The organism is Crassaminicella thermophila (genome assembly GCF_008152325.1).
GTDB lineage: Bacteria > Bacillota > Clostridia > Peptostreptococcales > Thermotaleaceae > Crassaminicella_A > Crassaminicella_A thermophila.
In genome coordinates this window covers 1,441,564-1,464,991 of record NZ_CP042243.1, presented here as the reverse complement: position 1 = coordinate 1,464,991, position 23,428 = coordinate 1,441,564, and the positions used below count along the sequence as shown (strand labels likewise).

The window sequence follows — 23,428 nt, the reverse complement described above, 5'->3', positions numbered from 1 at the left end:
ACAATAAAAAAAAACCTGATACAAAACGTATCAGGTTATTCATTATGATCATTGCAACAACAATTATCATGATCACAGTTTTCTTCGATATAAATTTTTTCGTGACAACTTGGACAAATTACTTCTGTTTCATCATCTTGGTTGTTTAATAAGTTTTCATCTAGATAAATAATTTCCTTACAGTTAGGACATTTAACCTCTATAAAGTCAATGTCATCTTCATTAAATTCTTCAGTGTCAATTTCTTCAAATACTTCATCTTCTACAGCTGCTAAATCTTCATCAATTGTTTCAACATAATCATCTAAATCTTTAACATCATCATGTACTTCATTAATAGCATCCGCAAAATCTTCCAATACATCTAACATGTTTAATAAAAGTTTACCTTCTTTAGATTCTTCACTTAATTCCATCCCATCAGCTAATCCTCTTAAGTATGATACTCTTTCATAAAGATAATTCAAGGTACAACGCCTCCTTTTAAGGTTAATCTACTATAGTAGTATTCCCTAAGCTCTTGATAAATACTCACCGGTTCTTGTATCTACTTTTATTTTATCACCTTCATTAACAAAAATAGGAACTTGTACTGTTGCACCTGTTTCTAATGTAGCTGGTTTTGTTACATTTGTAGCTGTTGCACCTTTTACCCCTGGTTCTGTATATGTAACTAACAATTCAACAAAATTTGGCGGATCAACTTGGAACGCTTTACCTTTGAAAAACTTTACTGTAGCAGTATCATTTTCTCTTAAATATAACATTGCATCTTCAACTTGATCTTTTGTCAAAGGAATTTGATCATAAGTTTCATTATCCATAAAATAGTATAATTCACCATCGCTATATAAATATTGCATCTCTTTTGTTTCAATATGCGCTTTTGGGAATTTATCATTTGGATTGAAAGCCTCTTCACGAATAGCTCCAGTTAAAATACTTTTATATTTTGTTCTAACAAAAGCAGCTCCTTTACCTGGTTTAACATGTTGAAAATCAACAACAACGAATGGTTCTCCATTTATTTCAAATGTAATCCCCTTTCTAAAATCACTAGCATAAATCATTTGTATCCCTCCAATATGAAATATAAATTTTTATCCTATTTTTAGAAATCATTATAACTCAAGTAACTGTTTGGGTGATTTTGATAACACTCTATTTCCAGTTTTAGTTATAACTACTAAATCCTCAATTCTTACTCCGCCAAAATCAGGAATATAAATCCCAGGTTCATCAGTAACAACCATTCCAGATTGTAGAGTATCTTTTCCTGTAGGCGATAATCTTGGATCTTCATGAATTTCAAGTCCAACACCATGCCCTAACCCATGGCCAAAATTTTCGCCATAACCTTTCGATTTAATAAAATCTCTTGCTATCTTATCGGCATCCATTCCTGTAATACCTGGTTTTATAGCATCCAAAGCTCTTAATTGTGCTTCTAATACAATATTATATATTTCCTTTTGCTTATCGTTGGCTTTCCCAAGAACAATTGTTCTTGTCATATCAGAGCAATATCCATTATATATACATCCAAAATCAATAGTGATAAAGTCTCCTTTCTCAACTAACTTATCAGAAGCTACTCCATGAGGCAAGGATGATCTAACACCTGAAGCAACTATAGTTGTAAAGGAAGTAGCTGTTGCACCTTTTCTTTTCATATAATTTTCTAATTCTAGAGCTATATCTTTTTCAGAAATGCCTGGTTTTATATACTCACAAATATAACCAAAAGCTTCATCTGCAATTATAGCTGCTTTTTCTATATTGTTAATTTCTTCTTCATATTTAATTTTTCTTAAAATATTTATTGCACCATCAAGGGGAACTAGTTCTATATTATTCAGTTTTTCACTAAATTCTTTGTATTGCATGTATGTAACAAAATCATCTTCAAATCCCAAACGATTTATACTTAACTCATTTAAGATTGAATAAATGCTATAATTATTGCTGTGTTCAATAATTTCATATTCTTTGCATTCTTTTCTTGACTGTTCAATATATCTAAAATCTGTAATAAGAAAGGCTCTGTCTACTGTAATTAATGCATACCCCGAAGTTCCAGTAAACTGACTTATATACCTTCTATTTTCAGGTTTATAAATAATAGCAGCATCTAAATTCTTTTTCTTTAATATTTCTCTGAGTTTAGAAAGCCTACGAAGCAATGGAATCCCCCCAATAATAAATTATATATTTTACCCAAACTGACAAAGATTTCTGATTATAACCCTATAATATGATACCATAATTTTATTCTTTTGAGTAGAATTTTTATCTGTTTCTTTCCTTATTATATCCAGCAAATATCAAATTATTGACCGATTGTTTGATAATAAGATTCAAGTTGTAGTGGGATAACTTTTTTCATAGGCATATTATACTCATCTATTCCATCATCACATACAATTGGAAATCTTATTGTAGCATGTATAAATTTTCTAGCACCATTATATACACCCTTGCTCACAATATCTATTTTTTTATTTGCTAAATCATATGTAATATTTGCAGTATAAAAATGATCACATAAATAATTAGAAAATGGATTATTTTCAGTAATACAACTACTAGATTCTACTAATTCTTTTAAGTACTCATCTAATTCAGGAGGTTTATATTCTTCTATATTATCTCCTTTTATAATATTGTTAATATAATGTATTTTATACTCCTTTAGTTTTGTCAAGTATTTGGTAATAATACTATCTGTTGTACCCTTAATTTCATATAATGCTTTTTCTGTTGCAATTTCTGCTAAGTAATAGGCTCTTATACTATCCATACTAGATTGAACTGCATAATAGTCATGCATAAATACAGTCAAAGTAGAAACTAAAACAGTAATTAAAATAATACTAATCATAAAACTACACATAGCAATAGATCCATTTTTATTAAACAAGTATATTTTCATTTCTTTTTTACCTTTCACTTAAATTTAATCTCATTTTTACAGAATAATCAATTTTATCACTAAACACTTCAATTTCAATTAACTTATTATCTATAATTTCTTTAATAGAAATATCTTTTATATAATCTATTAAAACATTGTGCTCACCTTTTTTGTTAATTCTTAACTGTCTCTTATCTTTGTTAAAATATAAAATAGTATTAAATTTATTCTGCTGAATACCACTTAAGTCAACAAAAACAGTATCATCTTTATTATTCTTTAACTCAAACTTTTTCATATTATCATAATAGATTATTTCTTGTTGATTGCATTCTCTTAAAATCTTATCAATTTGATTTAATGCAAAACGTACATTCTGTTTCATTTTTAATATTTCCATTTGACTATTACAATTATTAATTATACCTAAAAAGTAAGTTGTTAAACTTATCATAATAATCGAAAATAACGTAATAGATATCATAACCTCAATTAAAGTAACTCCTTTTTTACATACGTACAACTTTTTCAAAAGAATGCCTCCAAATTTATTTTATTATATCTTTACTGTTTATTGGAAATTCATAATAACACTCCGTTGAAGAATATGTATCTTTTATTGAACTAATATAACTTGATAGTATATACTTATAACTGCTTTTTATGTCCCTTAACTCTATATCTATTCTGAAAAAATTTTCCTGTTCAATTACTTCTTCTGCTCTAATCTTTACTTCATATTGATCTATAAAAAACTTTGTTTCTTTATTTAAAAGATCATCTAGAGAATATATTCTATCACCATGTATAATTAAATTAGATGATTTTAATTCTTCTATATATTTCTGTGCAACTCTACTGATATCATATTGCTTTGTCAACATAAGATTTAATTTGTTTATTTGAAACAAAATTGGTATCGTAACAATTACAATTAAACCTAATATCAGTAAAGATATCAGTACTTCTATTAGTGTAAATCCATTTTTATCTATCCCATTACCATTTATCCCCTTCTAATACATTTTTGTAATTTGTACTCTTCCTGTTCCAATAAGTGTTTCAATTTTTATTTTTTCACCTTCCTCATTTGAAATAATAAACTTCCCATAATTAGGTACGCCTTTTCTGCTATACGTAATCTTATAACAATGTATTACTAAATCAAATTTTATTTTTTTATTAAGCTTTTCAACAAATATTACTTTACCTTGAAACTTATCTTCTCTTATACGAAAACCTCTTCCTTCATTAATGATCTCAACACAATATAACATTGATTCATTTAAACTTAGTTGTTGTGCTAATAATAAACTACTCTTTATTTTATTTGCTGTTGTTTCTAGTAATATCTTGTCATATAATCCTTCATATGCAGGAAACACCATTAATGAAAATATTCCTATAATCATCAAAACTATTACCATTTCTATCAAAGTAAATCCATTATTGTTTGTATTCAATCTATTCCTCCCTATAGAATATTTCTAACCAAATTATTGACATAAGCATAAAATTTTATAATAGTTTTAATAAATAGATTAGGAGGTAGATAATTGTTTTATCTACCTCCTAATCTATTTTATAGCACTCCTTCTTGCTGTAAAACATATAACATATAAACAACTTCTGCTCTAGAAATATAATGATCTTTTCCATAGCGACTTTTTGAACGAATATATTTTTCATACTTCATTTTTTCTGCTATATCATCCCATTTAAAATCTTCATTTCCAGGTAATTTTTTCATAATCCATTCAATTTCTTGATAAGTAATAAAATTCTTAGGTCTAAAAGTATTATCTGGATATCCATTAATATATCCTCTTGAAAGTGCGTTTTTTATGGATTCTCTAAAAACACCAAAACTTTCAACATCTTTAAATTTATTTATATCTGTAATTTGTACTGGGTATTTCCAATTATTTACTCGTCCTAATATGGTTACAAATTCTCCTCTTGTTACATTATTTTCTGGCCTAAAGGTATTATCAGGATAACCTGATATATACTTTCTTCTTATGTAAGAGTATATTTCTTCTCCAGCCCAATTAATATAAACATCCTTTAATTCTGGATAATTTTCATCAATTAATACAGCATATATTCCTCCATTATAAGAAGAAGCAGGGATAATAGTAGTAATTGTATTATTTTTTATTGTACTATATAAATACATCCATTTATTATCAACTAACTTGTAAATGCCGCCTGTTTCAGGTCCATAGTATTTAAAACTAAGAGAAATAGGTTTTTTAAGTTCTATATAGTTTAAATTATTTTTAATTTTTATTTCATATATATCTGTTACTTTTTCATAAAGTTGATTATAATTATTTGAGAAAAAATCCTTCTTTTGAATACTAAAAAAAGTATCTTTATAAAATGAGCCCGGCTTTATAGCTAATGTTAAATTTTGGTCTAAACTAGTAATATTTTTTCCTTCCATGCCTATCTTAATATAATTTATATTTTCATCTGCCATATCCATGTTTGAACTTTGAAAAGCTTCTATATATCCTTCTCTAAAACCGTCCTTATAACCAACTAAAAAACCCATTATATAATCAGTTTCTTCTTTTGATAGATGAAATTTTATTATAATTTCTTCATCCGATGGCAATGCTCTTTTCCAATCATTTATTTTATTCTCAGTATAATCTATTTTTCCATAGAATTCCCCCATTTTTTTTCCTACTTCTTTTCCTTGAGAAATTCCTCTTTCTCTTGTTAATCTTTCATTATCAATATTAGAAATCCTATATGCATAAGTATAGCTTTCTTCATATGCTTCTTTATATCCTTTTATAAAATTCTCACTATATTCTCTTATATCTTTATCTAAAAAATATTCATCTTCTATCATTGTATCCGTTGGCATATCTCTTCTATAATCATTTGTTTTTCCAGAATAATAATCTTTTTTTCCATGTACTTCCCCAAGCATCTCTCCAAACATCTTTCCATGTTCTAATCCAAGCTCTTCTGCAGACTTTTTACTATCTGCATCTTTCTTAATATTTCTATATCCTCTTTCATATCCCTGCTTAAATCCATCTTCAAATCCTTTTTTAAAGTTTATACGATAAGTTCCAGTCTTATCATCTAATCCATAATCATCATTAAGATCCTTTTTCTCCTTATCATACGCCTGCTCCCAATTACTTTTTCGGTCGTTAATAGCATCTTTTTGACCATATAGTTCTCCTGTAATTTCTCCAAAAGATTTTCCATCCTCATAGGCTTCTTTTTTTTCTTTCTCATAATCATCATCATATGAAAAGCTCACGCTAGGTGATATAGCAATTATTAATAATATCGTATAAAGAATAAGTTTTCTTTTCAAAGCAAAGCACCCCTTTGTAATTAAGTCAACTATATTAATAATTATAACTTATTGTATTTTTGGTATATATATAACTTGTCCTACTTTAATATCCGTTGGGTCCTTTATATGATTATACTCAATAATCAAATTTCTCTTAGAATAATTTCCATAAAATTTCTTGCTAATACTAAAAATAGTATCATTTGGTTGTACCTTATAATAGATTACTTCAGCATTATTTTCTTTTGAAGTTTGTTCATATGATTTTGAGTTATCTTTATTGACATTTACTTTAGGAATACGAAGAATCTGTCCTACAGAAATATTTTTAACATCTAAAATATTATTATATTGTTTAATAAGCTCACGTTTTTCATAGTCGTTATAAAATTTTTTTGCAATACTAAAAATCGTGTCTCCACTTTGCACCTTGTACTCAATATCCTTTGTATTATTTACAGTAAATTGTTTATTACTAGAACTATTAGTATTATAAATTAATGCACTAGGATAAGTTACTTCTAATCTATCAAATAACAATATTCCTTTTGTTTTATTATCAAAATTTACACTCTCAACATAAATTCTTTGCACTTCAGCTGGATAAGCAATTTCTATAGGAAGAACTGCCTCAATATTATTCCAACCTACCCAATCTATTTGATTTGTTAATAGAACTGTATATATCTTCCCTTTTGAATCTTTCAATGTAATTCCTATTTTGTGATTGCTCTTCTCAAAAGCATAAACCCAAATTCCAATATTTTCAGCTTGTTTTGAAATCAATACTTTTTTTCCCTCATATACAACATTTGCTTGGCTATTCTCTCTAGGCCTTAAAAAATCGTATTCTAGTTTTAAGGCATATTTTCCTTCTCTACTTTTTATATCTCTTGATATTTTTCCATATACTTTTTTAGGTGTACCAACAAAAAAAGTATTTAATTTTTCAAAACCATTTAATAATACTTTATTTAACACAAATTTTTTTTCTGCAATGAACGCTTGTCCATTATCTTCTGTCAAATACTCATCCTCTAACTGATCATCACTCCATATAAATCCATCAAAGGGAATAAATGGATTTTCTTTTCCGCTTTCATGATTTGAAAAATACTCATTCATATAATCATTATTAGCCTTATCCGGTAAACTATAAAAATCCAAATATATAGAGCCAGATAAGTTTCCATCCTTGCTATTTTCAATATGTAAACCATTGACAATAATTTTCTTTTCGTATTCTCTAATTTTTTTTATGAAATCTAATAATGCATCATAACTTCCTTCAAATGGAAGATGTACAGTTATGACATCTAATGTATATTCTTTAACATCTTCTGTTTTCAATTCTGAGAAATCTATAGCTGAAACTTTAAGCGCACTGTCTTTTAACATTTCATTTAATAAAACAATAATATTTTCTTGCTCTGTTGATGAAAAAAACTTTTTTTCTATAAGAGAAACCTCTCCTTTTAATTTGTTGTATTCTTTTTCTATTCTATCTTTAGAAGCTACTATTTTCTCACTTTTCTCAATTTGTGATTGAAATGTTTGTATATCTTTCTTTAATCCTTTCAATTTAGTCATTTGCGGTCCTATTATAAAGTACACATAAACATAGCCTATTAATATAATAGACAAAAATATACTTAATACTTTTTCTCTTTTAGTTAGTTTCATCTCTGCTCACATCCTTAATAGTAAAACTAAGCATGAATTCATATCTTCCTTCATTACCTGAAATAGTTGGAATAAATATATTTTTAAAAATATCTATATTTTTAAAATTATGTTTGAGCTCTGCAATTGCAATTTTATTTTTTGCTATTCCACATATTTCTACATTATCAGGATGTATAGTAATTGATTCAAAGAACAAATTTTCTGGAACCATATCTCGAATTGTATAGATTAGGAAATCATTAATTATATCTTTTTCTTTTATATCAGTTTCAATTTTTTTTAGCTTTTTCAATTTTTTTTTCAGTTCATCAATTTTTTGTACTTTTATCTCTATATCTTTTCTCTCTTCATAATTTTCAGAAGTATTCATTGTATTATTTGTTTCAACCACTTCATTCTCTAATTTTCTTATTGTGTATAGATTCATTAACGGTATAATAATAAAAATACCTAATAGAATAAAAACACCTACACGATATGCTATTTTTTTGCTATTCTTTTTTTTCTTGTTTGATAAAAATGGTTCAAAAAAATTAAAATCCCTCATGGTTATACACCTACTTATCTTCTGATAATTGCTCCAATTGCATTTAAATAAACCTTTATATCAAAATCTAATTTCAGATGCTCTAAGTTTATATTACTCATTCTCTCAATTTTTTGAATAGGTATATAAAAGTTTTCTTTAAAATATTGATCAATATCTGTTAGATTTGCCTGTCCTCCTAAAAGATATATTTTATCAATCTTATTTCCCGGTTTTCTACTGGTATAATACTTGAAAATACGCTGCATTTCCTCTATCCAATCATTCACACATGACCTAATAATGTTATCATACAACATTACATTTTCTCGTTTCTTTTTTTCAGCATCCTTTAGCGAAATATTAAAAGTATTTGCTATATGTATATCAATTTCCTTTCCCCCTACTGTTAAAAGACGGCTAAATTTAAGAATTCCATCATCTATAATATTTATATTAATATTTTCATAACCCAAATCAACAATTGCTATTGTCTTATTTTCATCTAAGGCATTTTTATCTATATTTATTTCTATTGCATTTTCATTTTTACTAACTTGCTCATCATTAATTTTTACGTTCTTATGGAACAGCTTAGAAATAGCATTTGAATGACTATCTAAAGCTATCGGCTTTAAGTTTAGTTTTTTTACCAACTCCAAATAGTTTTGTGCAATAATTTTAGGAAGTGTAGCAACTAATATTCTTATTTTTTTTGAATCTATTTCATCTACCTCTTCTAGTTTTTTATATTGAATCACATATTCTTCCAAAGTAGTAGGAAACTGCTGTTGTATTTCATATTCAAGCATTTGCTCAAGGTCTTTTTCCTTTACATAAGGTAATAATAGTTCTCTTGTAATAATAGATGTACTTTCTAATGTAAAAATAACTTTTTTAGTTTTTATTTTTCTGTTCTTTAATGCATCGTAAATTATATCTTTTAACTTATCTATATTTGTAATTTGACCATCTTGAACAACATTAGGCGGGGTAGGTAAAGAAAATACATTATCAATAATTACATTATTATTTATGTATTTTCCAACAACCATTTTTATATTATATGTACCAATATCAACTGATAAAACATTTTTTGAAAACAACTGTTTTACCTCCCTTCTTTAATAAATATTAAAGAAAAAGCATATAATAATATATTATATCATTCCCGTAACAAACTGTCATTAATACAGCTAAACCAATAAACGGAGCAAAAGGAATCATATCTTTGCGTCCTTTTTTCTTTGAAATCATTAATAATATAGAAATAATACTTCCAAGAAAAAAGGATAAAAACATAATTAAAAGAATCCACTTCCATCCTAACCACAATCCAAGTAATCCCATTAATTTAATATCTCCGCCACCCATAGCACCATTTGTTATAATAGCAAGTAATAAAAAAAAACCTCCTCCTAATAATAACCCTATTAAATAATTATATATAAGTGTAAAATCTTTTACTAAGAGTGGAATTTTAAGCAAAAAAGTTACAATAAGACCAAACATAATCAAACCATCCGGAATAATTTGATGATAAAAGTCAATTAAACTAATCACTATTAGCAAGCTTGCTAATATAGTATATTGTAAAAAATCAAAAGTACATCCAAACTTATAGTATAATAACATATAAATGATTGCATTCATAAGCTCTATTGTTGGATACTGTATAGATAGTTTTGCACCGCAATAGCGACATTTCCCTCTATAAATCAAGTAACTAAAAACAGGAACTAAATCTATCGATTTTAAAGGAGTATTGCATTTAAGACAATGGGATGATGGATAAACAATAGATTCTCCTCTTGGAATTCTAAATATACATACATTTAGGAATGAACCAATTAATAATCCTAATAATAAAATAATAAATTGCATTATGCATTCACTTCCTTAAGTAAAATATTATTAACAAACTAGAATAAAAATTTATAAAACATTAAAATGGTAGGTCATTTGAATAATCCAGCACTTGTGATAATTGCACATTTTTATCTAAATAAATCTCATTAGCAATCACAATACCATCAAAAAATGAATTTTTGTTAATTATAACTATATCATCTGGTGCATACAGTACTCCACTAGCTTTGCAATTTTTCGAAATACCAATCATTCCTTTACTAACAATTGTTATATTATAACACTGCCTGTTTTTGGGTAGTTCAAAATATGAACCAAAAAATTTCATATTATTTCTGGCAATCATTATACTACTGTATTTTTTTTCTATATACCATTCATCTTTCTGTAATGGAGGGATTGAAAGATCTGAAATTGAAATATTTGGTAAATTAAAATTTACTTCCTTCCCATAAACTAAAGCATTTTTTTCCTTATGAATATTTCCTTTTGCATAAATCATTGAATTTCTATACAAATAAATTGTTGCATTTTTTTCTAAATATATTCTATTACACGAGAAAATTCTCGAATTTTCTTTCAATTTAATAAGCGAATTTTGTTCAAGTTCAATAGATCCTTTTGCATAAATTGTTGTATTTTCTTTTGAATAAATCCATGCGTTTTTGCCAATATAAATATTTCCATCTGTATAAATAGTTGAATTTTCCTCCATACGAATCTGAGCATTTTGTCCTAAAAATATATCTCCTTTTGCATAAATTATTGCATTTTTAGGCAGACTAATTTGAGAATTCTTATCTAAATAAATATCTCCATTTACATATATTATTGGATTAGGCGTGTTTATCTTTTTAATCATTGTATTTTTACCAACCGCTAAAAAATTAGTACTTAAAACACAGTTTTTCCATTTTTCATAGTCTGTTTTATTTTCCTTCTCTTTTGTTTTTTTATATTTAATTGCAATACCGTTTTCTGAAGAAGTCATAATCTCCTTAGTCAAGTTTATTGCAAGTACTTTTGAATTCAAATCATATTTTTGTTTCTTATCCTTTCCTTCAATTATGAAACTTAGAATTTTATCTGCATCTTTATCCTTATGAAAAGATAAATTCTCAATAATATTCGCAATAACTTTTGAATGATCTTTATATCTATATTCTATCGAATGATCATTTAAAAGAATATAATACTCATCCTCATCAATTTGAGCTTTTTCTGGAATTGTTTCTAAATTATCTAAAATTTCTAACTGTGTTGCATACCGTGTTTCTTGCGTAATAAAATCTACTGCTAAACGAACATTTTCCTGTACATTGGCCTGAGAAGATGCTTTTGAAAAAGATTTAATTCCAAAAATATTTAAAGAATAACTAATTGATAAGATCATACTGATCAGTGCTAAAGCAAGTAAAAGCTCTATAAGTGTTATACCTTTTTTATTTGCAACATAGGATTGAAAAGTAAATCTATATCTTCCTTTATAATAAAACACTTGTATCCTCCTTTTTATTAAATTGGTTTACGTAATAATATTATTAGTTATCAGGCACAAAAAGTGTTAATGACACATCATTATTTTCATTATGATATTGAATTTCTTTTCCCCTCATTGAAATTTTAATAGGTGGGTTTCCTGAGAATACAATTTTATAGTTACTCGTACTGATATTTTTCACTTTAATATTTGAAGTCTGAATTGATGTAGCAATGTATTGTTCCATTTCCATCTGAGCTTTGTGAATCGCTTTACTTTTCTTTCCTGCAGAAAAAACTCCTGTAAAAGTACTACTAAAAAGTGTAGTAATAGAAGTTAAAATAATTCCTAAAATAGCTATAGATACAATTATTTCTACTAGTGTAACTCCTTTTTTGTTCCTAATAAATTTCATAATTTCACCTCTTTAATTGCCAAATACCTCGTTCATAACTATCACCTTTTTTGATTAATGATAAACTAATAGAAACTTCAACTTCACCTACTATCCCTTTTGATTCAATAATAATATTATCCGTATTGTCTTCATCTTCCTTTACTTTTACTACAAAGGACCCTTCTCCTAATATAAAGGAATCTGACTCTTTCCCTTTTAAATTTTGGATATTATGCTTATTTTTTGGATTTATAATATACGCTGCAACTACATCTGCTCCTGATTTGGCTATATAATAAGCTTGCAATTTCTTTTCTTCTCTTGCAACCTGTTTTACTTCTGTAATACTAATAAAAACAAGAGTAGTGCCCAAAATTATGAGAAACAATATAACAATTAACATTAACGAGAGTACAGCTCCCTTTTCATTTTTTATGTACATGGGCATCCCTCCAATATTTTTATATCTATTTTATATTTTTATAGATATTATTCTATAGCTTTAATTTGTGGTTTGATAAATTCAGTAGTTGAAGGCCCCCAAGTTCTAAATCCAACATAACCTTGTTCTCCCTCATCTAAAGCATCTATAAAAATAGGTTCCCCTATTGAAATATCATCAACAAAAATGGTAACTTCTTTTTTATTCGATTCATTTAAAACTTTTTTAACAATAATCTTAATATCATGTTCATCAGTCCACCAAGTGCTACTATTTTTAATCATTTTTTCAGAAGGATCCATGATAAAAAACGGATCATTTTCACTACCATTTTTTCTTTCTCTCAAAATTAATTTATGATTATAACCAGGATCAAATTGAAATATATAACCTGTATCTTCAATTTTATTTCCGCTATTTTTTACTTTGCTTTCAAATATAATACCATATCCATTTCCCAAAAGTATTGCATCTCTACTTAATTTTACTCTCGCTATAATCTCATATTGACTATTGTCATTAGGAATAAACATACGTTCTTCAAACCAATATTTATTTTTAAGTACATCATCTTTAATTGTCCAATGGCCTCTTTTATAAATAGCATTTTGTAAATTTTCCAATAATCCTTTATATTTTTCATTGCTTTGTCCAGAATCAGACATATTTAGTGTCCAAATCCCCATCTCCTGAATCCATAAATATTTAATTCCTTTGCTTTGCGGATTTGGTGAATTTGCTAAAAAACTCGGGACAAGTTTTTCTCCATTTACTCCTAATTCCTCAGCCGAAATATCTGTTAAATTTTTATTTTCATAAGCTGCATAATATTTCGTAGCGTTATTTAAAATTTTAATATTGGATTCATCTGCTCTTACTTTTGCTACTTCTATAAATTCTTCAAACTTAGGAACTGCTATTGCTGATAAAATGCCTATAATTGCAATGATCAAAACAATTTCTATTAATGTAAATCCTCTTTTACCATATATTTTTTTTGAATTTTTTTTACTACTATCTGTATCTTTTTTATATCCAAATAATTTAACTATGCACATAAAATCACCTATCTTAAAAATAATATAAGGAGGAGGTCGTTGACTCTCCTCCTATTTTTATAATAAGTCAATAAATTTTGTATAATAATTAATTTATTATATTTTCATCGCTATCATATGATAAATTTGTACTATCATATAATTTTGCATCACTTTCTAATAAACCTTCAATCTTTAAAAAATCAATAATATCATCTACAGTTGAATTAGCAGTTATTGTTTTTTGATTATTACCACTACCAGTAGTTTGATCAATTAAATTATCTATACCTTTTTCTGCACAATAAATTCTAATAGCATTATTTATTGTAGCTAGACTTGTATTATCTGCTTGCTCTTTTGCTTTATCAGTGAAACCACTAAATTTTGGTACTGCAATCATACCTAAGATACCTAAAATAGCAATAACCACAATTAATTCAATTAGAGTAAAACCTTTTTTGTTATTAATTCTTTTACTAAACATTTTTAACATTTTTACATTTCTCCCTTCTTTTTTAACTAAAAAATTGATCGCTATGTAGCTTTTTTATCCCCCCTTTCCAATGATCGCAAATAAATTATATTTTATTTCTAATAAATTTATATCCTCCTCCCTTCATTTAAATCAAATTTTAAATAATTTTACAAATAAAATTTGATAATTAGCTACATTTCAATAGTACTTATCATATCAAATAATGGCAACATCATAGCTAATACAATAAACCCAACTACAAGAGCCATTACTATAATCATTAATGGTTCAAACATAGTTGCTAGTTTTTGTAAAGCAGTTTCTGTCTCTTCATCAAAAAAGTTTGCTGTCTTATCTAAAATATCATCTAATGCCCCTGATTCTTCACCTATTTCAATCATAGAAATTACCATTGGTGGAAAAACTCCTATTTTTTTTATAACACTTCCCAAGCTTGCTCCTTTAGCGATTTCTTGAATTGCATTTTTCAAACCAATCTCTACTACTTTGTTTCCTACAACCTTTCTTGTACTTTCTAAACATTGAATTAAAGGAATCCCACTAGAAAGCAGGGTTGCTAGTGTTCTTGTGAAACGGCTTGTTACTATTTTTTTTGTGGTATTTTTTATAACTGGAATTTTAAATTTTAACCGATCAATAAAAAACTTTCCAGTCTCACTGTTTATAAATCTACTAACCATATACAGTAAAACAGAAAATACAATTATATAAATGTACCAATAGTGTATTATAGTATTGCTAATAAATAATAAGATTCTTGTAGGAATAGGTAATGGTACATTAGCACTTTCAAACATACTAATAAAGATCGGTGTTACAAATGTTAGTAAAAAAACAATAACGAATATACATAAAATACTTAAAATAATAGGATAAACCATTGCTTTTTGTATCTTATTGTTAATTTTACTTTCCTTTTCATAATGAACAGCCATTCTTTCCATAATACCATCTAGATTTCCACTTACTTCCCCTGCCTCTATCATATTAATTAATAATTCTGGAAAAATTCTTTTGTTGCTTCTAAGGGCATTAGAAAAAGTTGCACCTTTTTGGATATCAACTTGTACACTTCTAATAACTTTTTTAAGTTTTTTATTTTCACTTTGTATACTTAAAACATTAAGGCATTGTAAAATAGGAACTCCAGCATTTAACATAGTATAGAATTGTCTACAAAAAACTGCAATATCTTTTGTATTTATTCTACTTAGAATAGAGAAATCAAATATATTCTTACCTTCAACTACTTGTGAAATGCTAACAGGATAATATTTCTTTTGCCTAAGCATAGCAATAACTTCATTCTTATCTTTAGCATCATAATTTCCTTCAATATTTTCTCCAGTATTTGTTACAGCCTTATATCGGTAAACTGGCACACTATCACCTCTTTAAAATTCAGTGATTTTATTTTTATAAGCTTACAAATCGTCTTACCATATCTTTATCAATAGCATAAGACAAAAGAATTTCTTTTGAAATAATTCCTTTATTATATAATTCCATAAGAGAGTTATCCATTGTTTGCATTCCAAATCTTGCTCCTGTTTGAACAGAAGTCTGAATTTGATGAGTCTTTCCTTCTCTTATAAGATTTCTAATAGCTGGTGTTGCTACCATTATTTCATATGCTGCAACTCTTCCACTTCCATCAGCTTTAGGAAGCAATTGTTGAGATATTATTCCTTCTAATGAAGCAGCTAATTGTATTCTTACTTGTTGTTGTTGATGTGGTGGAAATACATCAATAATACGATCTACAGTTTGAGCTGTTCCTAAAGTATGTAATGTTGATAATACTAAGTGCCCTGTTTCTGCAGCTGTTATAGCTATGCTAATAGTCTCTAGATCTCTCATCTCTCCTACTAGAATAACATCAGGATCTTGTCTTAATGCTGCTCTTAGTCCATTTGCAAAACTTGTAGAATCGCTACCAATTTCCCTTTGATTTACAATACTTTTATTATGACTATGTATATATTCAATTGGATCTTCAAGTGTTAAAATATGACAATATCTTTCGTTATTAATCAAATCAATCATAGAAGCGAGGGTAGTTGATTTTCCACTTCCAGTAGGTCCTGTTACTAATACCAGCCCTTTCTTTTTTCTTGCTAACTCACTTAATACAGGAGGCAATCCTAATTCTTCCATAGTTGGAATCTTAAGAGATACAACTCTTAATGCTATGCTATAGGTTCCTCTTTGTTTAAAAGCATTAATTCGAAATCTTCCTAAACCCATGATAGAAAAAGATAAATCTAATTCACCTTTTTTATCTAATTTCTTTATTTGTTCCTCATTTAATACTTGTTTTACCAAAAGCTCAGTATCATCTTGTGAAAGAGGATTATCTCCACATCTTATCAAATTCCCATTCACTCTTATTGTTGGAGGAGTTCCAACGGTAATGTGAATATCAGATGCTTTTTTATCAGTAGCTATCTTTAGTAAATTAGTAATATCCATGTATTTCCTCCTATTCTAAGCTATATGCAATACGAATCAATTCATCAATCGTAGTAACTCCTTCTAACACTAATTGTTTGCAATTTTCTTTTAATGATGTCATTCCTATATTACATGCTTCTTTCCTAATTTTATCTATCCCTGCCTTATCATCAATTAAAAATCTTATTTTCTCATTAATTGGCATAATCTCATGCACTACTTGTCTGCCTTTATAACCTGTGTAGTTGCACACACTACAACCTTTCCCCTTGTATAAGGTTACATCATTATCTATATTTAAAAAGGTTTTTTCCATAAAATTTGGTATATAAGTCGTTTTACAGTTAAAACAAATTCTTTTAACCAGCCTTTGTGCAATAATACCAACTACTGAGGCTGATACTAAATAAGGTTCAATTCCCATATCAACCAATCTTGTTACTGTAGATGCAGTATCATTTGTATGCATAGTACTTAAAACCAAATGTCCAGTTATTGCAGCACGCACTGCGATTCTAGCTGTTTCAGAATCTCTTATCTCTCCTATCATTATTACATCAGGATCTTGTCTTAAGATAGCTCTTAAACCACTTGTAAAAGATAATCCTGCTTTATTATTAACCTGTACTTGGCTTATTCCATCTAATCTATATTCAACAGGATCTTCTATTGTAACAATATTTCTATTAATTTTGTTTAGCTCTTTTAAAGCGACATATAAAGTTGTAGTTTTTCCACTTCCAGTAGGGCCTGTTACTAAAACTATACCATAAGGATTTTTTATAATTTTTTCAAAAATATTTAGATTCTTGTTTGTAAAGCCAAGTTGATTTTTAGAAAATATAAAATTCCCTCTGTCAAGAATACGAATAACTATTTTTTCTCCATGTACTGTTGGTAGCGTAGATATACGCATATCCATCTCTCTCTCATCAAAAATCATCTCAATTCGCCCATCTTGAGGTATTCTTTTTTCTGCAATATCCATATTGCTCAATATTTTTATTCTTGACACAATGGATGAATGAGCTGATTTTGCTATAGTCATGATTTCTTGTAGTTCCCCATCAATACGAAATCGAATACGAAGATTTTTTTCCGTTGGCTCCAAATGAATATCACTTGCTTTTAATTTAACCGCCTGCTTGATAATAGAGTTAACCAATCTAACAGTAGGTGAATTATCAATGTCATCCAGTAGAGTATTTTCTATATCTTCAATATTTGTCATGTCATATTCTCTTTTAAAATCCTCTATAGCTTTCTCTGCTCTTTCTCTTCCATAATATTGCTCTATAGCATTTAAAATTTGTTCCTTTGTTGCTATAGCTAAACTTACTTCTAAGCCTGTTGCAATTTTCACATCATCTATAGCAAAAATATTTAAAGGATCAGACATAGCAACAATTAATTTATCTTTTTCCTTTCTTACAGGAATTAATATATGCCTTTTTGCTAATCTTTCAGTAATAAGTCTTGGTATTTCTGGATCAATAAAATATTTTTCTAAATCTAAATGAGGTATTCCTAACTGAAATTCTAATACTTCAATAATTTGTTTTTCATTGACTAACCCTTCAGCAATCAATAATTCCCCTAATTTTTTACCTGTTGTTTTTTGAAGATTTAGCGCACGATCAAGTTGATCTTTTGTAATAAGTTTTGCATCAATTAATAAATCTCCTAATCTTTTATTCTTTCTATTCATGCTACATCCCTCATCTTCTATATTCATTCAACACTATTGTGAACCCAAAATCTTTCTTCTGAATTAAAAAGAACTAACAACATATATTATATATATTGTTAGTCGGTTACGCCACTACATCAGCATGGCATAGGCGTCCAAATACATCCATGCATCATTTGCTCTAACACAGTAGATTCAATTATTATTTCAATATGTTTTAGTGAATTCCTTCTTAATCTATGCAAATTTATTTCTCAACATAATTCTACATATTACCTGTTATTTTGTTGTTTTCTGCATTAGATATAGGAGGTGTTTGATAAATTTTTTCATTTGTTTCTGATTCAATCAATATTGTTGTATTATTTTTAGAATTTTTTGCTCTCCATAAACTATCTTTATTTAGTAAATGATATATTGTTGGATTATCTAATGCATCATTCAAAGGTATAATTTCATATACTTTTCTACCATTTTTAAAATATTTGTGTACCCATGTAGGAACATATGCTACTTCTTTTATCGTAATTAAATTTTTTTCAAAATCCTTTAGCAAAGTAATATTTAATATGATACCATCTTCTGTATATCTATTTTTTAAAATTTCATATCTTTGATTAGATAGAAAATTTCCCATTGAATATACTACTAACGTCTTTTTTTTCCTATTCTCATTCTCCATAAACTCAATAGGCTGGAGTACATGGGGATGACTTCCAAATATAATATCCACTCCAACATCAGTTAAATACTGAGCAATTTTTTTCTGATATTTATTCGGCTCTCTATGATACTCATTTCCCCAATGAAGATAAAAAATAATAACTTCTACACCTTGCTCTCTCATCCTTTGTATTTCTTTCTTCATTTTTTTTAAATCTTCATCTACATTTGCATAATTAAAAGTATTAATACAACTTTCTACTTCTTTTGGAACAATCAAAGAATTTAAGGTCTTATGATTACCCCATTTTGGTGTTTCATAGGTATAAGCAATGATTCCAAATTTTACATTTTTTACTTTTTTGACTATAAAATTCTCACACGCTTCATTTTCTTTGGTTCCAACTACATCTAATCCTAATTTTTTCAGCTCTTTTATTGTTCTAAATACGCCCTTACCACCGCTGTCAATAGTATGATTATTAGCTGTAATTACTGCATCAAATCCTGCATCTTTTATTGCTTCTCCTAAGGAATCTGGTGTATTAAATTTTGGAAAACTTGAATATCCTTTATTTACTCCACCAAATGTAGTTTCTAAATTACACAATGCAATATCAGCCTGGGAAATATACGGTTTTACAAACTGAAAATTATTTTTAAAATTATATTCTTCTTTATTTTGATTATATTGTGCTCTTAGTTGAGGTCCATGAACCATAATATCCCCCACTGCTGAAATTTTTATTTCAAGTGGATCTTGTACTTTATCTTCTGGCTTTTCATTTTCTACATCTGATAATATATTATCTGCTGATATATAGTGCATATTATTTAAAAAAGCACACCCTCCAAAATTCATTATGCAGACAAAAATCATTAGCAGAATTATTTTTTTCATCATAATCACCTAATATTTCAATGTTTTATATTTGTATACTATAAAATATTATACCATTTATTATAACATTTTCCAGATTCATTTTGTAAGTACCTTACATTCTATTTAATCAGGAAATATTCATATTTTATTTGCATTTCCGAGGAAATAGTGATAATAATATATATTTCTACAGCTTTTTACTAAAAATATTTTTTAAAAACAAAATGCTAGCTAAATTGCTAACATTTATTCATTCTTGTTATCTTCTTTATCGGTTTCATTATTACAATGAAATGCCTTACTCAATTTTTTTATGGCTCTTTTTTCAATTCGAGATACATAAGAGCGTGAAATTCCTAACATTTTTGCAATTTCTCTTTGTGTTTTACTTCCACCATTTACCAATCCATATCTTAATTGAATAACTGTTCTTTCTCTATTTCTTAATATATTTGTCATTTTTTGATACAGTTTTTTCACTTGGATTTTTAATTCAACTTCATCTAAAACTTCATCCGTTTCACTCCCTAAAATATCCATTAGAGATATTTCATTACCTTTATCAGTTTATCAACAATTATATGATTCATTCCATTTAAAATTTTTTGTCATATTCACAGTATATTATCAATATACTCTAGTTATATAACTAAAATTATTTTATCAGAAAGGATGTATAAGATGACTACTTTTCCTTTATGGGTAGCTCAAAACAAACATAAAATTATCATTTATGATTCTCAATTAAAATGCATTGATGTATTTACTTATACGCCAACTAATGAATTACAAATAAAATATTTAGTACATCTTTGTAACAGCCATAATGACTTATCTATCTTATATGCTATTCGTTAGATATTTAGAATTAATCTAATTAATTTTATACAAGTACCAGTAAATAGAAAAATAACGACAACAGCTTTCTACATATTTTCTAAATATATTCTGTTATAATCTTTTTATTATCTTTTTAAATAATCTACCATCTTATAATTACTACATTTTATTCTAAATACAATCATAATTAAACATAGGAGGATATAAATAATGAAAAAAAGTTCATACAAGAAAAATATTAATTTATATAGTTTTTTAATTGGTATTGTAGGATTTTGCATCGTTTATTTACTTTGGATCGTGTCTAAATAAATCTGGACACGATTTTTATATAATATACACTAAAACTCTATCGATTCTTCTATAGAAGATGTCACTATATCTACATTTTCTCCATTCACTAGCAATTCTTCAATAATATCCCATCCAGCTTGATGATATTCAACAAGAATTTTTTCAATTTCCTCCTTCTTTTTCGGTGGGGGTGCTACTATCTTAACGGTTGTATTTCCAAACTTATATGTTTTTGCATACTTTTCTTCCATATAACCACCTCCACTACAAACTATGAAAATAACAGTTTGTACTATGCCATGAACCTATTTAAATACAAAATCTTTTACATAATATTCTAAAGTAATAAATATGACTCATAAATTATAATATAAAAAATTTTTGAGGTGATTTGGAATGAAACGAGTTTGTATGTATTTGCGTAAATCCCGTGCCGATCTTGATGCAGAAGCAAGAGGTGAAGGTGAAACACTTGCAAAACATAAAAAAACCTTGCTTAAGCTTGCAGAAGAGAAAGAATTATGTATTATAAAAATATATGAAGAGATTGTATCAGGAGAAAGTTTAATGCATAGACCAAAGATGCTTGAATTGCTAAAGGAAGTAGAAAACAAAAAATATGATGCTGTATTATGTATGGATATAGATAGACTTGGGAGAGGAAATATGCAAGAACAGGGTTTAATACTTGAAACACTAAAAAAAGCAAATACAAAAATAATTACTCCAAGAAAAATCTATAACTTACATGATGAATTTGATGAAGAATACAGTGAATTTGAAGCGTTTATGGCTAGAAAAGAATTAAAAATTATTAATCGGAGGCTTCAATCAGGTCGAATACGCTCTGTTGAAGAGGGTAATTATATTTCTCCTCTTCCTCCTTATGGTTACATGATACATTACAAAGACAATTTCAGAACACTAAAACCTCATCCAAATCAAGCAGATATAGTAAAAATGATATTTAACTTTTATGTAAATCATAAAATAGGTTGCAATAAAATAGCTAATAAATTAAATCAATTAAATTACAAAACATATACAAATAAAGATTGGACTCCTTCTTCTGTTTTAAACATTATAAAAAATCCTATATATACTGGAAAAATTACCTGGAAAAAAAAAGAGATAAAAAAATCCACAACTCCAAATAAAATAAGAGTTTCTAGACAAAGACCAATAAATGAATGGATCATTGCAGATGGAAAACATGAACCGCTAATTTCTATGGAAACTTTTCAAAAAGCACAAAAGATTCTAAAAATGAAGTATCATGTCCCCTATCAGCTAAAAAATAATATTTCAAATCCATTAGCAGGATTAATATACTGCAAAAAATGCAATGCATCAATGATCCTACGGCCTTACAAAACTAAAGATTCTCATATAATGTGTTATAAAAAATGTGGAAATAAAAGTAGTAAACTTAAATATGTTGAACAAAGGTTAATTGATGGTTTATACAAATGGTTAGAACACTATAAAGCTCAATGGAATTTAATAAATAAGGCTGAGCAAAACATATCTGAGACTATAAATTTGCATAAAAAAAGAATAAAACATTTAGAAAGAGAATTAATTGAATTAGAGAAGCAAAAAGAAAGATTACATGATTTTTTAGAACGTGGATTATATAACTTTGATACGTATATAAAAAGATTCCAAAATATTACTGAAAGAATTGATAATACCAGATATGTTATTGAAAAATCAAAATTTGAACTAAAAAAAGAATTAAAAAGACAAAAAAGAAAGCAAGTTAATATACTAAAAATAGAAAAAGTGCTAGATCTATATTCAAAAACAAATAATCCAGAAAAGAAGAATATATTACTGAAAAGCATCCTTTATTATGCTGTATATAGCAAAAAAAAGAATCAGCGTAATGATGAATTTACATTGATTCTCTATCCAAAGCTTCCTCATTAATCTAATACTTGTTGATAAAGCACTGAAGGCATTTCATTGCCTTCTTTGTCTATCCCAATAGGATCTTGCAAAGATACTTCACTTTTAGTTTTCTTACTTGAACGGATTGTCATAAGAATTTCATTTTCAATACAGCGTGCTGCATAAGTAGCTAATCGGGTGCCTTTACTTCTATCGAATGATGTTATTGCTTTTATTAATCCAATAGTTCCGATTGAAATTAAATCATCTATTTCTCTTCCTGTATTGTGATATTTTTTAACTATATGTGCAACCAATCTTAAGTTCCTTTCAACTAGAATGTTTTTTGCATCTTCGTCTCCTTGTTCATAAAGCTCTAAATAGTGATTTTCTTCTTCAGGTGTTAATGGCTTTGGAAAAGAAGTATTGCTAGAAATATAAGATACAAACATACAAACTGGTTTTGCTATAATAACAGATAAAGTAACTAAAGTCGTCCACATTTAGGTATACACCTCCTAATTATACGTCAT

General features: G+C 27.4%; 24 protein-coding genes, 3 pseudogenes and 1 riboswitch. Of the genes and pseudogenes, 2 read left to right on the top strand and 25 right to left on the bottom strand.

Annotation, left to right across the window (positions count from 1 at the left end; translation table 11 throughout):
• Positions 1 to 35: 35 nt before the first annotated feature.
• From FQB35_RS06990 to FQB35_RS06885, 23 genes and pseudogenes are all read right to left on the bottom strand, one after another.
• Positions 36 to 467 (bottom strand): CD1247 N-terminal domain-containing protein, encoded by a 432-nt coding sequence (locus FQB35_RS06990; protein WP_148809294.1) that lies wholly within the window; start codon positions 465 to 467, stop codon positions 36 to 38.
• 45 nt (positions 468 to 512) lie between these two features.
• Positions 513 to 1,070, bottom strand: a complete 558-nt coding sequence (gene efp / locus FQB35_RS06985) for an elongation factor P (protein ID WP_148809293.1) — start codon at positions 1,068 to 1,070, stop codon at positions 513 to 515.
• A gap of 51 nt (positions 1,071 to 1,121) precedes the next feature.
• Positions 1,122 to 2,189 (bottom strand): M24 family metallopeptidase, encoded by a 1,068-nt coding sequence (locus FQB35_RS06980; RefSeq protein ID WP_408625494.1) that lies wholly within the window; start codon positions 2,187 to 2,189, stop codon positions 1,122 to 1,124.
• 140 nt (positions 2,190 to 2,329) lie between these two features.
• Positions 2,330 to 2,932 carry a hypothetical protein gene (locus tag FQB35_RS06975; protein ID WP_148809291.1) on the bottom strand — a complete coding sequence of 201 codons (603 nt, stop codon included), beginning with the start codon at positions 2,930 to 2,932 and terminating at the stop codon, positions 2,330 to 2,332.
• Positions 2,933 to 2,939: 7 nt separating this feature from the next.
• The gene (locus tag FQB35_RS06970; RefSeq protein WP_168198273.1) at positions 2,940 to 3,446 is read right to left on the bottom strand and encodes a PilW family protein; all 507 of its coding nucleotides are present in this window, start codon (positions 3,444 to 3,446) and stop codon (positions 2,940 to 2,942) included.
• Positions 3,447 to 3,462: 16 nt separating this feature from the next.
• Positions 3,463 to 3,825 carry a hypothetical protein gene (locus FQB35_RS06965; protein WP_231701875.1) on the bottom strand — a complete coding sequence of 121 codons (363 nt, stop codon included), beginning with the start codon at positions 3,823 to 3,825 and terminating at the stop codon, positions 3,463 to 3,465.
• A gap of 15 nt (positions 3,826 to 3,840) precedes the next feature.
• Positions 3,841 to 3,909, bottom strand: a pseudogene (locus tag FQB35_RS16630) (prepilin-type N-terminal cleavage/methylation domain-containing protein); the annotation flags it as partial.
• A 21-nt stretch (positions 3,910 to 3,930) separates the two neighbouring features.
• A complete protein-coding gene (locus FQB35_RS06960) occupies positions 3,931 to 4,377 on the bottom strand; it encodes a prepilin-type N-terminal cleavage/methylation domain-containing protein (RefSeq protein ID WP_207707361.1) in 447 nt (148 codons plus the stop codon).
• 119 nt (positions 4,378 to 4,496) lie between these two features.
• Complete coding sequence (locus tag FQB35_RS06955) at positions 4,497 to 6,260, bottom strand: S-layer homology domain-containing protein (RefSeq protein WP_148809289.1); 1,764 nt, start codon at positions 6,258 to 6,260, stop codon at positions 4,497 to 4,499.
• 48 nt (positions 6,261 to 6,308) lie between these two features.
• Positions 6,309 to 7,925 carry a LysM peptidoglycan-binding domain-containing protein gene (gene pilO / locus FQB35_RS06950; RefSeq protein WP_148809288.1) on the bottom strand — a complete coding sequence of 539 codons (1,617 nt, stop codon included), beginning with the start codon at positions 7,923 to 7,925 and terminating at the stop codon, positions 6,309 to 6,311.
• Entirely contained in the window at positions 7,912 to 8,475 is a 564-nt protein-coding gene (locus tag FQB35_RS06945; RefSeq protein ID WP_148809287.1) for a PilN domain-containing protein, read from the bottom strand. The genes pilO and FQB35_RS06945 overlap by 14 nt, the downstream gene beginning before the upstream one ends.
• A gap of 14 nt (positions 8,476 to 8,489) precedes the next feature.
• Positions 8,490 to 9,560, bottom strand: coding sequence for a type IV pilus assembly protein PilM (gene pilM, locus FQB35_RS06940; protein WP_148809286.1), 1,071 nt, complete (start codon positions 9,558 to 9,560; stop codon positions 8,490 to 8,492).
• 28 nt (positions 9,561 to 9,588) lie between these two features.
• Positions 9,589 to 10,338 carry a prepilin peptidase gene (locus FQB35_RS06935; protein ID WP_148809285.1) on the bottom strand — a complete coding sequence of 250 codons (750 nt, stop codon included), beginning with the start codon at positions 10,336 to 10,338 and terminating at the stop codon, positions 9,589 to 9,591.
• Positions 10,339 to 10,399: 61 nt separating this feature from the next.
• A complete protein-coding gene (locus FQB35_RS06930; protein ID WP_168198272.1) occupies positions 10,400 to 11,821 on the bottom strand; it encodes a prepilin-type N-terminal cleavage/methylation domain-containing protein in 1,422 nt (473 codons plus the stop codon).
• A gap of 43 nt (positions 11,822 to 11,864) precedes the next feature.
• Positions 11,865 to 12,218, bottom strand: coding sequence for a type IV pilus modification PilV family protein (locus tag FQB35_RS06925; RefSeq protein WP_148809283.1), 354 nt, complete (start codon positions 12,216 to 12,218; stop codon positions 11,865 to 11,867).
• Positions 12,219 to 12,222: 4 nt separating this feature from the next.
• Positions 12,223 to 12,642 carry a hypothetical protein gene (locus FQB35_RS06920; RefSeq protein ID WP_148809282.1) on the bottom strand — a complete coding sequence of 140 codons (420 nt, stop codon included), beginning with the start codon at positions 12,640 to 12,642 and terminating at the stop codon, positions 12,223 to 12,225.
• 47 nt (positions 12,643 to 12,689) lie between these two features.
• Positions 12,690 to 13,700: a prepilin-type N-terminal cleavage/methylation domain-containing protein gene (locus FQB35_RS06915; protein WP_148809281.1), complete on the bottom strand. Its 1,011-nt coding sequence runs from the start codon at positions 13,698 to 13,700 to the stop codon at positions 12,690 to 12,692.
• 88 nt (positions 13,701 to 13,788) lie between these two features.
• Positions 13,789 to 14,175: a type II secretion system protein gene (locus FQB35_RS16165; RefSeq protein ID WP_231701874.1), complete on the bottom strand. Its 387-nt coding sequence runs from the start codon at positions 14,173 to 14,175 to the stop codon at positions 13,789 to 13,791.
• A gap of 173 nt (positions 14,176 to 14,348) precedes the next feature.
• Positions 14,349 to 15,560: a type II secretion system F family protein gene (locus tag FQB35_RS06905; protein WP_231701873.1), complete on the bottom strand. Its 1,212-nt coding sequence runs from the start codon at positions 15,558 to 15,560 to the stop codon at positions 14,349 to 14,351.
• Positions 15,561 to 15,594: 34 nt separating this feature from the next.
• Positions 15,595 to 16,650 carry a type IV pilus twitching motility protein PilT gene (locus FQB35_RS06900; protein ID WP_148809280.1) on the bottom strand — a complete coding sequence of 352 codons (1,056 nt, stop codon included), beginning with the start codon at positions 16,648 to 16,650 and terminating at the stop codon, positions 15,595 to 15,597.
• A 10-nt stretch (positions 16,651 to 16,660) separates the two neighbouring features.
• The gene (locus FQB35_RS06895; RefSeq protein WP_148809279.1) at positions 16,661 to 18,340 is read right to left on the bottom strand and encodes a GspE/PulE family protein; all 1,680 of its coding nucleotides are present in this window, start codon (positions 18,338 to 18,340) and stop codon (positions 16,661 to 16,663) included.
• Between the two features lie 91 nt (positions 18,341 to 18,431).
• Positions 18,432 to 18,514: riboswitch (cyclic di-GMP riboswitch) on the bottom strand.
• Positions 18,515 to 18,587: 73 nt separating this feature from the next.
• A complete protein-coding gene (locus FQB35_RS06890) occupies positions 18,588 to 19,886 on the bottom strand; it encodes a CapA family protein (RefSeq protein WP_168198271.1) in 1,299 nt (432 codons plus the stop codon).
• A 228-nt stretch (positions 19,887 to 20,114) separates the two neighbouring features.
• Positions 20,115 to 20,429 (bottom strand): annotated as a pseudogene (locus tag FQB35_RS06885) (sigma-70 family RNA polymerase sigma factor); the annotation flags it as partial.
• Positions 20,430 to 20,549: 120 nt separating this feature from the next.
• Here FQB35_RS06885 and FQB35_RS15830 point away from each other — a divergent pair.
• Complete coding sequence (locus tag FQB35_RS15830; protein WP_168198270.1) at positions 20,550 to 20,726, top strand: hypothetical protein; 177 nt, start codon at positions 20,550 to 20,552, stop codon at positions 20,724 to 20,726.
• Positions 20,727 to 21,049: 323 nt separating this feature from the next.
• Here the strand turns inward: FQB35_RS15830 and FQB35_RS06880 are convergent, their stop codons facing one another.
• A complete protein-coding gene (locus FQB35_RS06880; protein ID WP_148809276.1) occupies positions 21,050 to 21,253 on the bottom strand; it encodes a cell division protein FtsZ in 204 nt (67 codons plus the stop codon).
• A 145-nt stretch (positions 21,254 to 21,398) separates the two neighbouring features.
• Between FQB35_RS06880 and FQB35_RS06875 the strand changes: the two genes are divergently transcribed.
• On the top strand, positions 21,399 to 22,934 hold the full coding sequence (locus FQB35_RS06875; RefSeq protein WP_148809275.1) for a recombinase family protein: 1,536 nt from the start codon (positions 21,399 to 21,401) through the stop codon (positions 22,932 to 22,934).
• Between the two features lie 29 nt (positions 22,935 to 22,963).
• On the opposite strand, the pseudogene FQB35_RS06870 reads toward FQB35_RS06875, so the two are convergent.
• Positions 22,964 to 23,347: pseudogene (locus tag FQB35_RS06870) on the bottom strand (sigma-70 family RNA polymerase sigma factor); the annotation flags it as partial.
• Positions 23,348 to 23,428: the final 81 nt, after the last annotated feature.

What these genes read in the sequence shown, in the direction of transcription:
- efp (WP_148809293.1), bottom strand. Translation starts at nt 1,070, where the DNA reads ATGATTTATGCTAGTGATTTTAGAAAGGGGATTACATTTGAAATAAAT.
- FQB35_RS06975 (WP_148809291.1), bottom strand. Translation starts at nt 2,932, where the DNA reads ATGAAAATATACTTGTTTAATAAAAATGGATCTATTGCTATGTGTAGT.
- pilO (WP_148809288.1), bottom strand. Translation starts at nt 7,925, where the DNA reads ATGAAACTAACTAAAAGAGAAAAAGTATTAAGTATATTTTTGTCTATT.
- FQB35_RS06945 (WP_148809287.1), bottom strand. Translation starts at nt 8,475, where the DNA reads ATGAGGGATTTTAATTTTTTTGAACCATTTTTATCAAACAAGAAAAAA.
- FQB35_RS06935 (WP_148809285.1), bottom strand. Translation starts at nt 10,338, where the DNA reads ATGCAATTTATTATTTTATTATTAGGATTATTAATTGGTTCATTCCTA.
- FQB35_RS06925 (WP_148809283.1), bottom strand. Translation starts at nt 12,218, where the DNA reads ATGAAATTTATTAGGAACAAAAAAGGAGTTACACTAGTAGAAATAATT.
- FQB35_RS06920 (WP_148809282.1), bottom strand. Translation starts at nt 12,642, where the DNA reads ATGTACATAAAAAATGAAAAGGGAGCTGTACTCTCGTTAATGTTAATT.
- FQB35_RS06915 (WP_148809281.1), bottom strand. Translation starts at nt 13,700, where the DNA reads ATGTGCATAGTTAAATTATTTGGATATAAAAAAGATACAGATAGTAGT.
- FQB35_RS16165 (WP_231701874.1), bottom strand. Translation starts at nt 14,175, where the DNA reads ATGTTAAAAATGTTTAGTAAAAGAATTAATAACAAAAAAGGTTTTACT.
- FQB35_RS06900 (WP_148809280.1), bottom strand. Translation starts at nt 16,650, where the DNA reads ATGGATATTACTAATTTACTAAAGATAGCTACTGATAAAAAAGCATCT.
- FQB35_RS06895 (WP_148809279.1), bottom strand. Translation starts at nt 18,340, where the DNA reads ATGAATAGAAAGAATAAAAGATTAGGAGATTTATTAATTGATGCAAAA.
- FQB35_RS06890 (WP_168198271.1), bottom strand. Translation starts at nt 19,886, where the DNA reads ATGAAAAAAATAATTCTGCTAATGATTTTTGTCTGCATAATGAATTTT.
- FQB35_RS15830 (WP_168198270.1), top strand. Translation starts at nt 20,550, where the DNA reads ATGACTACTTTTCCTTTATGGGTAGCTCAAAACAAACATAAAATTATC.
- FQB35_RS06880 (WP_148809276.1), bottom strand. Translation starts at nt 21,253, where the DNA reads ATGGAAGAAAAGTATGCAAAAACATATAAGTTTGGAAATACAACCGTT.
- FQB35_RS06875 (WP_148809275.1), top strand. Translation starts at nt 21,399, where the DNA reads ATGAAACGAGTTTGTATGTATTTGCGTAAATCCCGTGCCGATCTTGAT.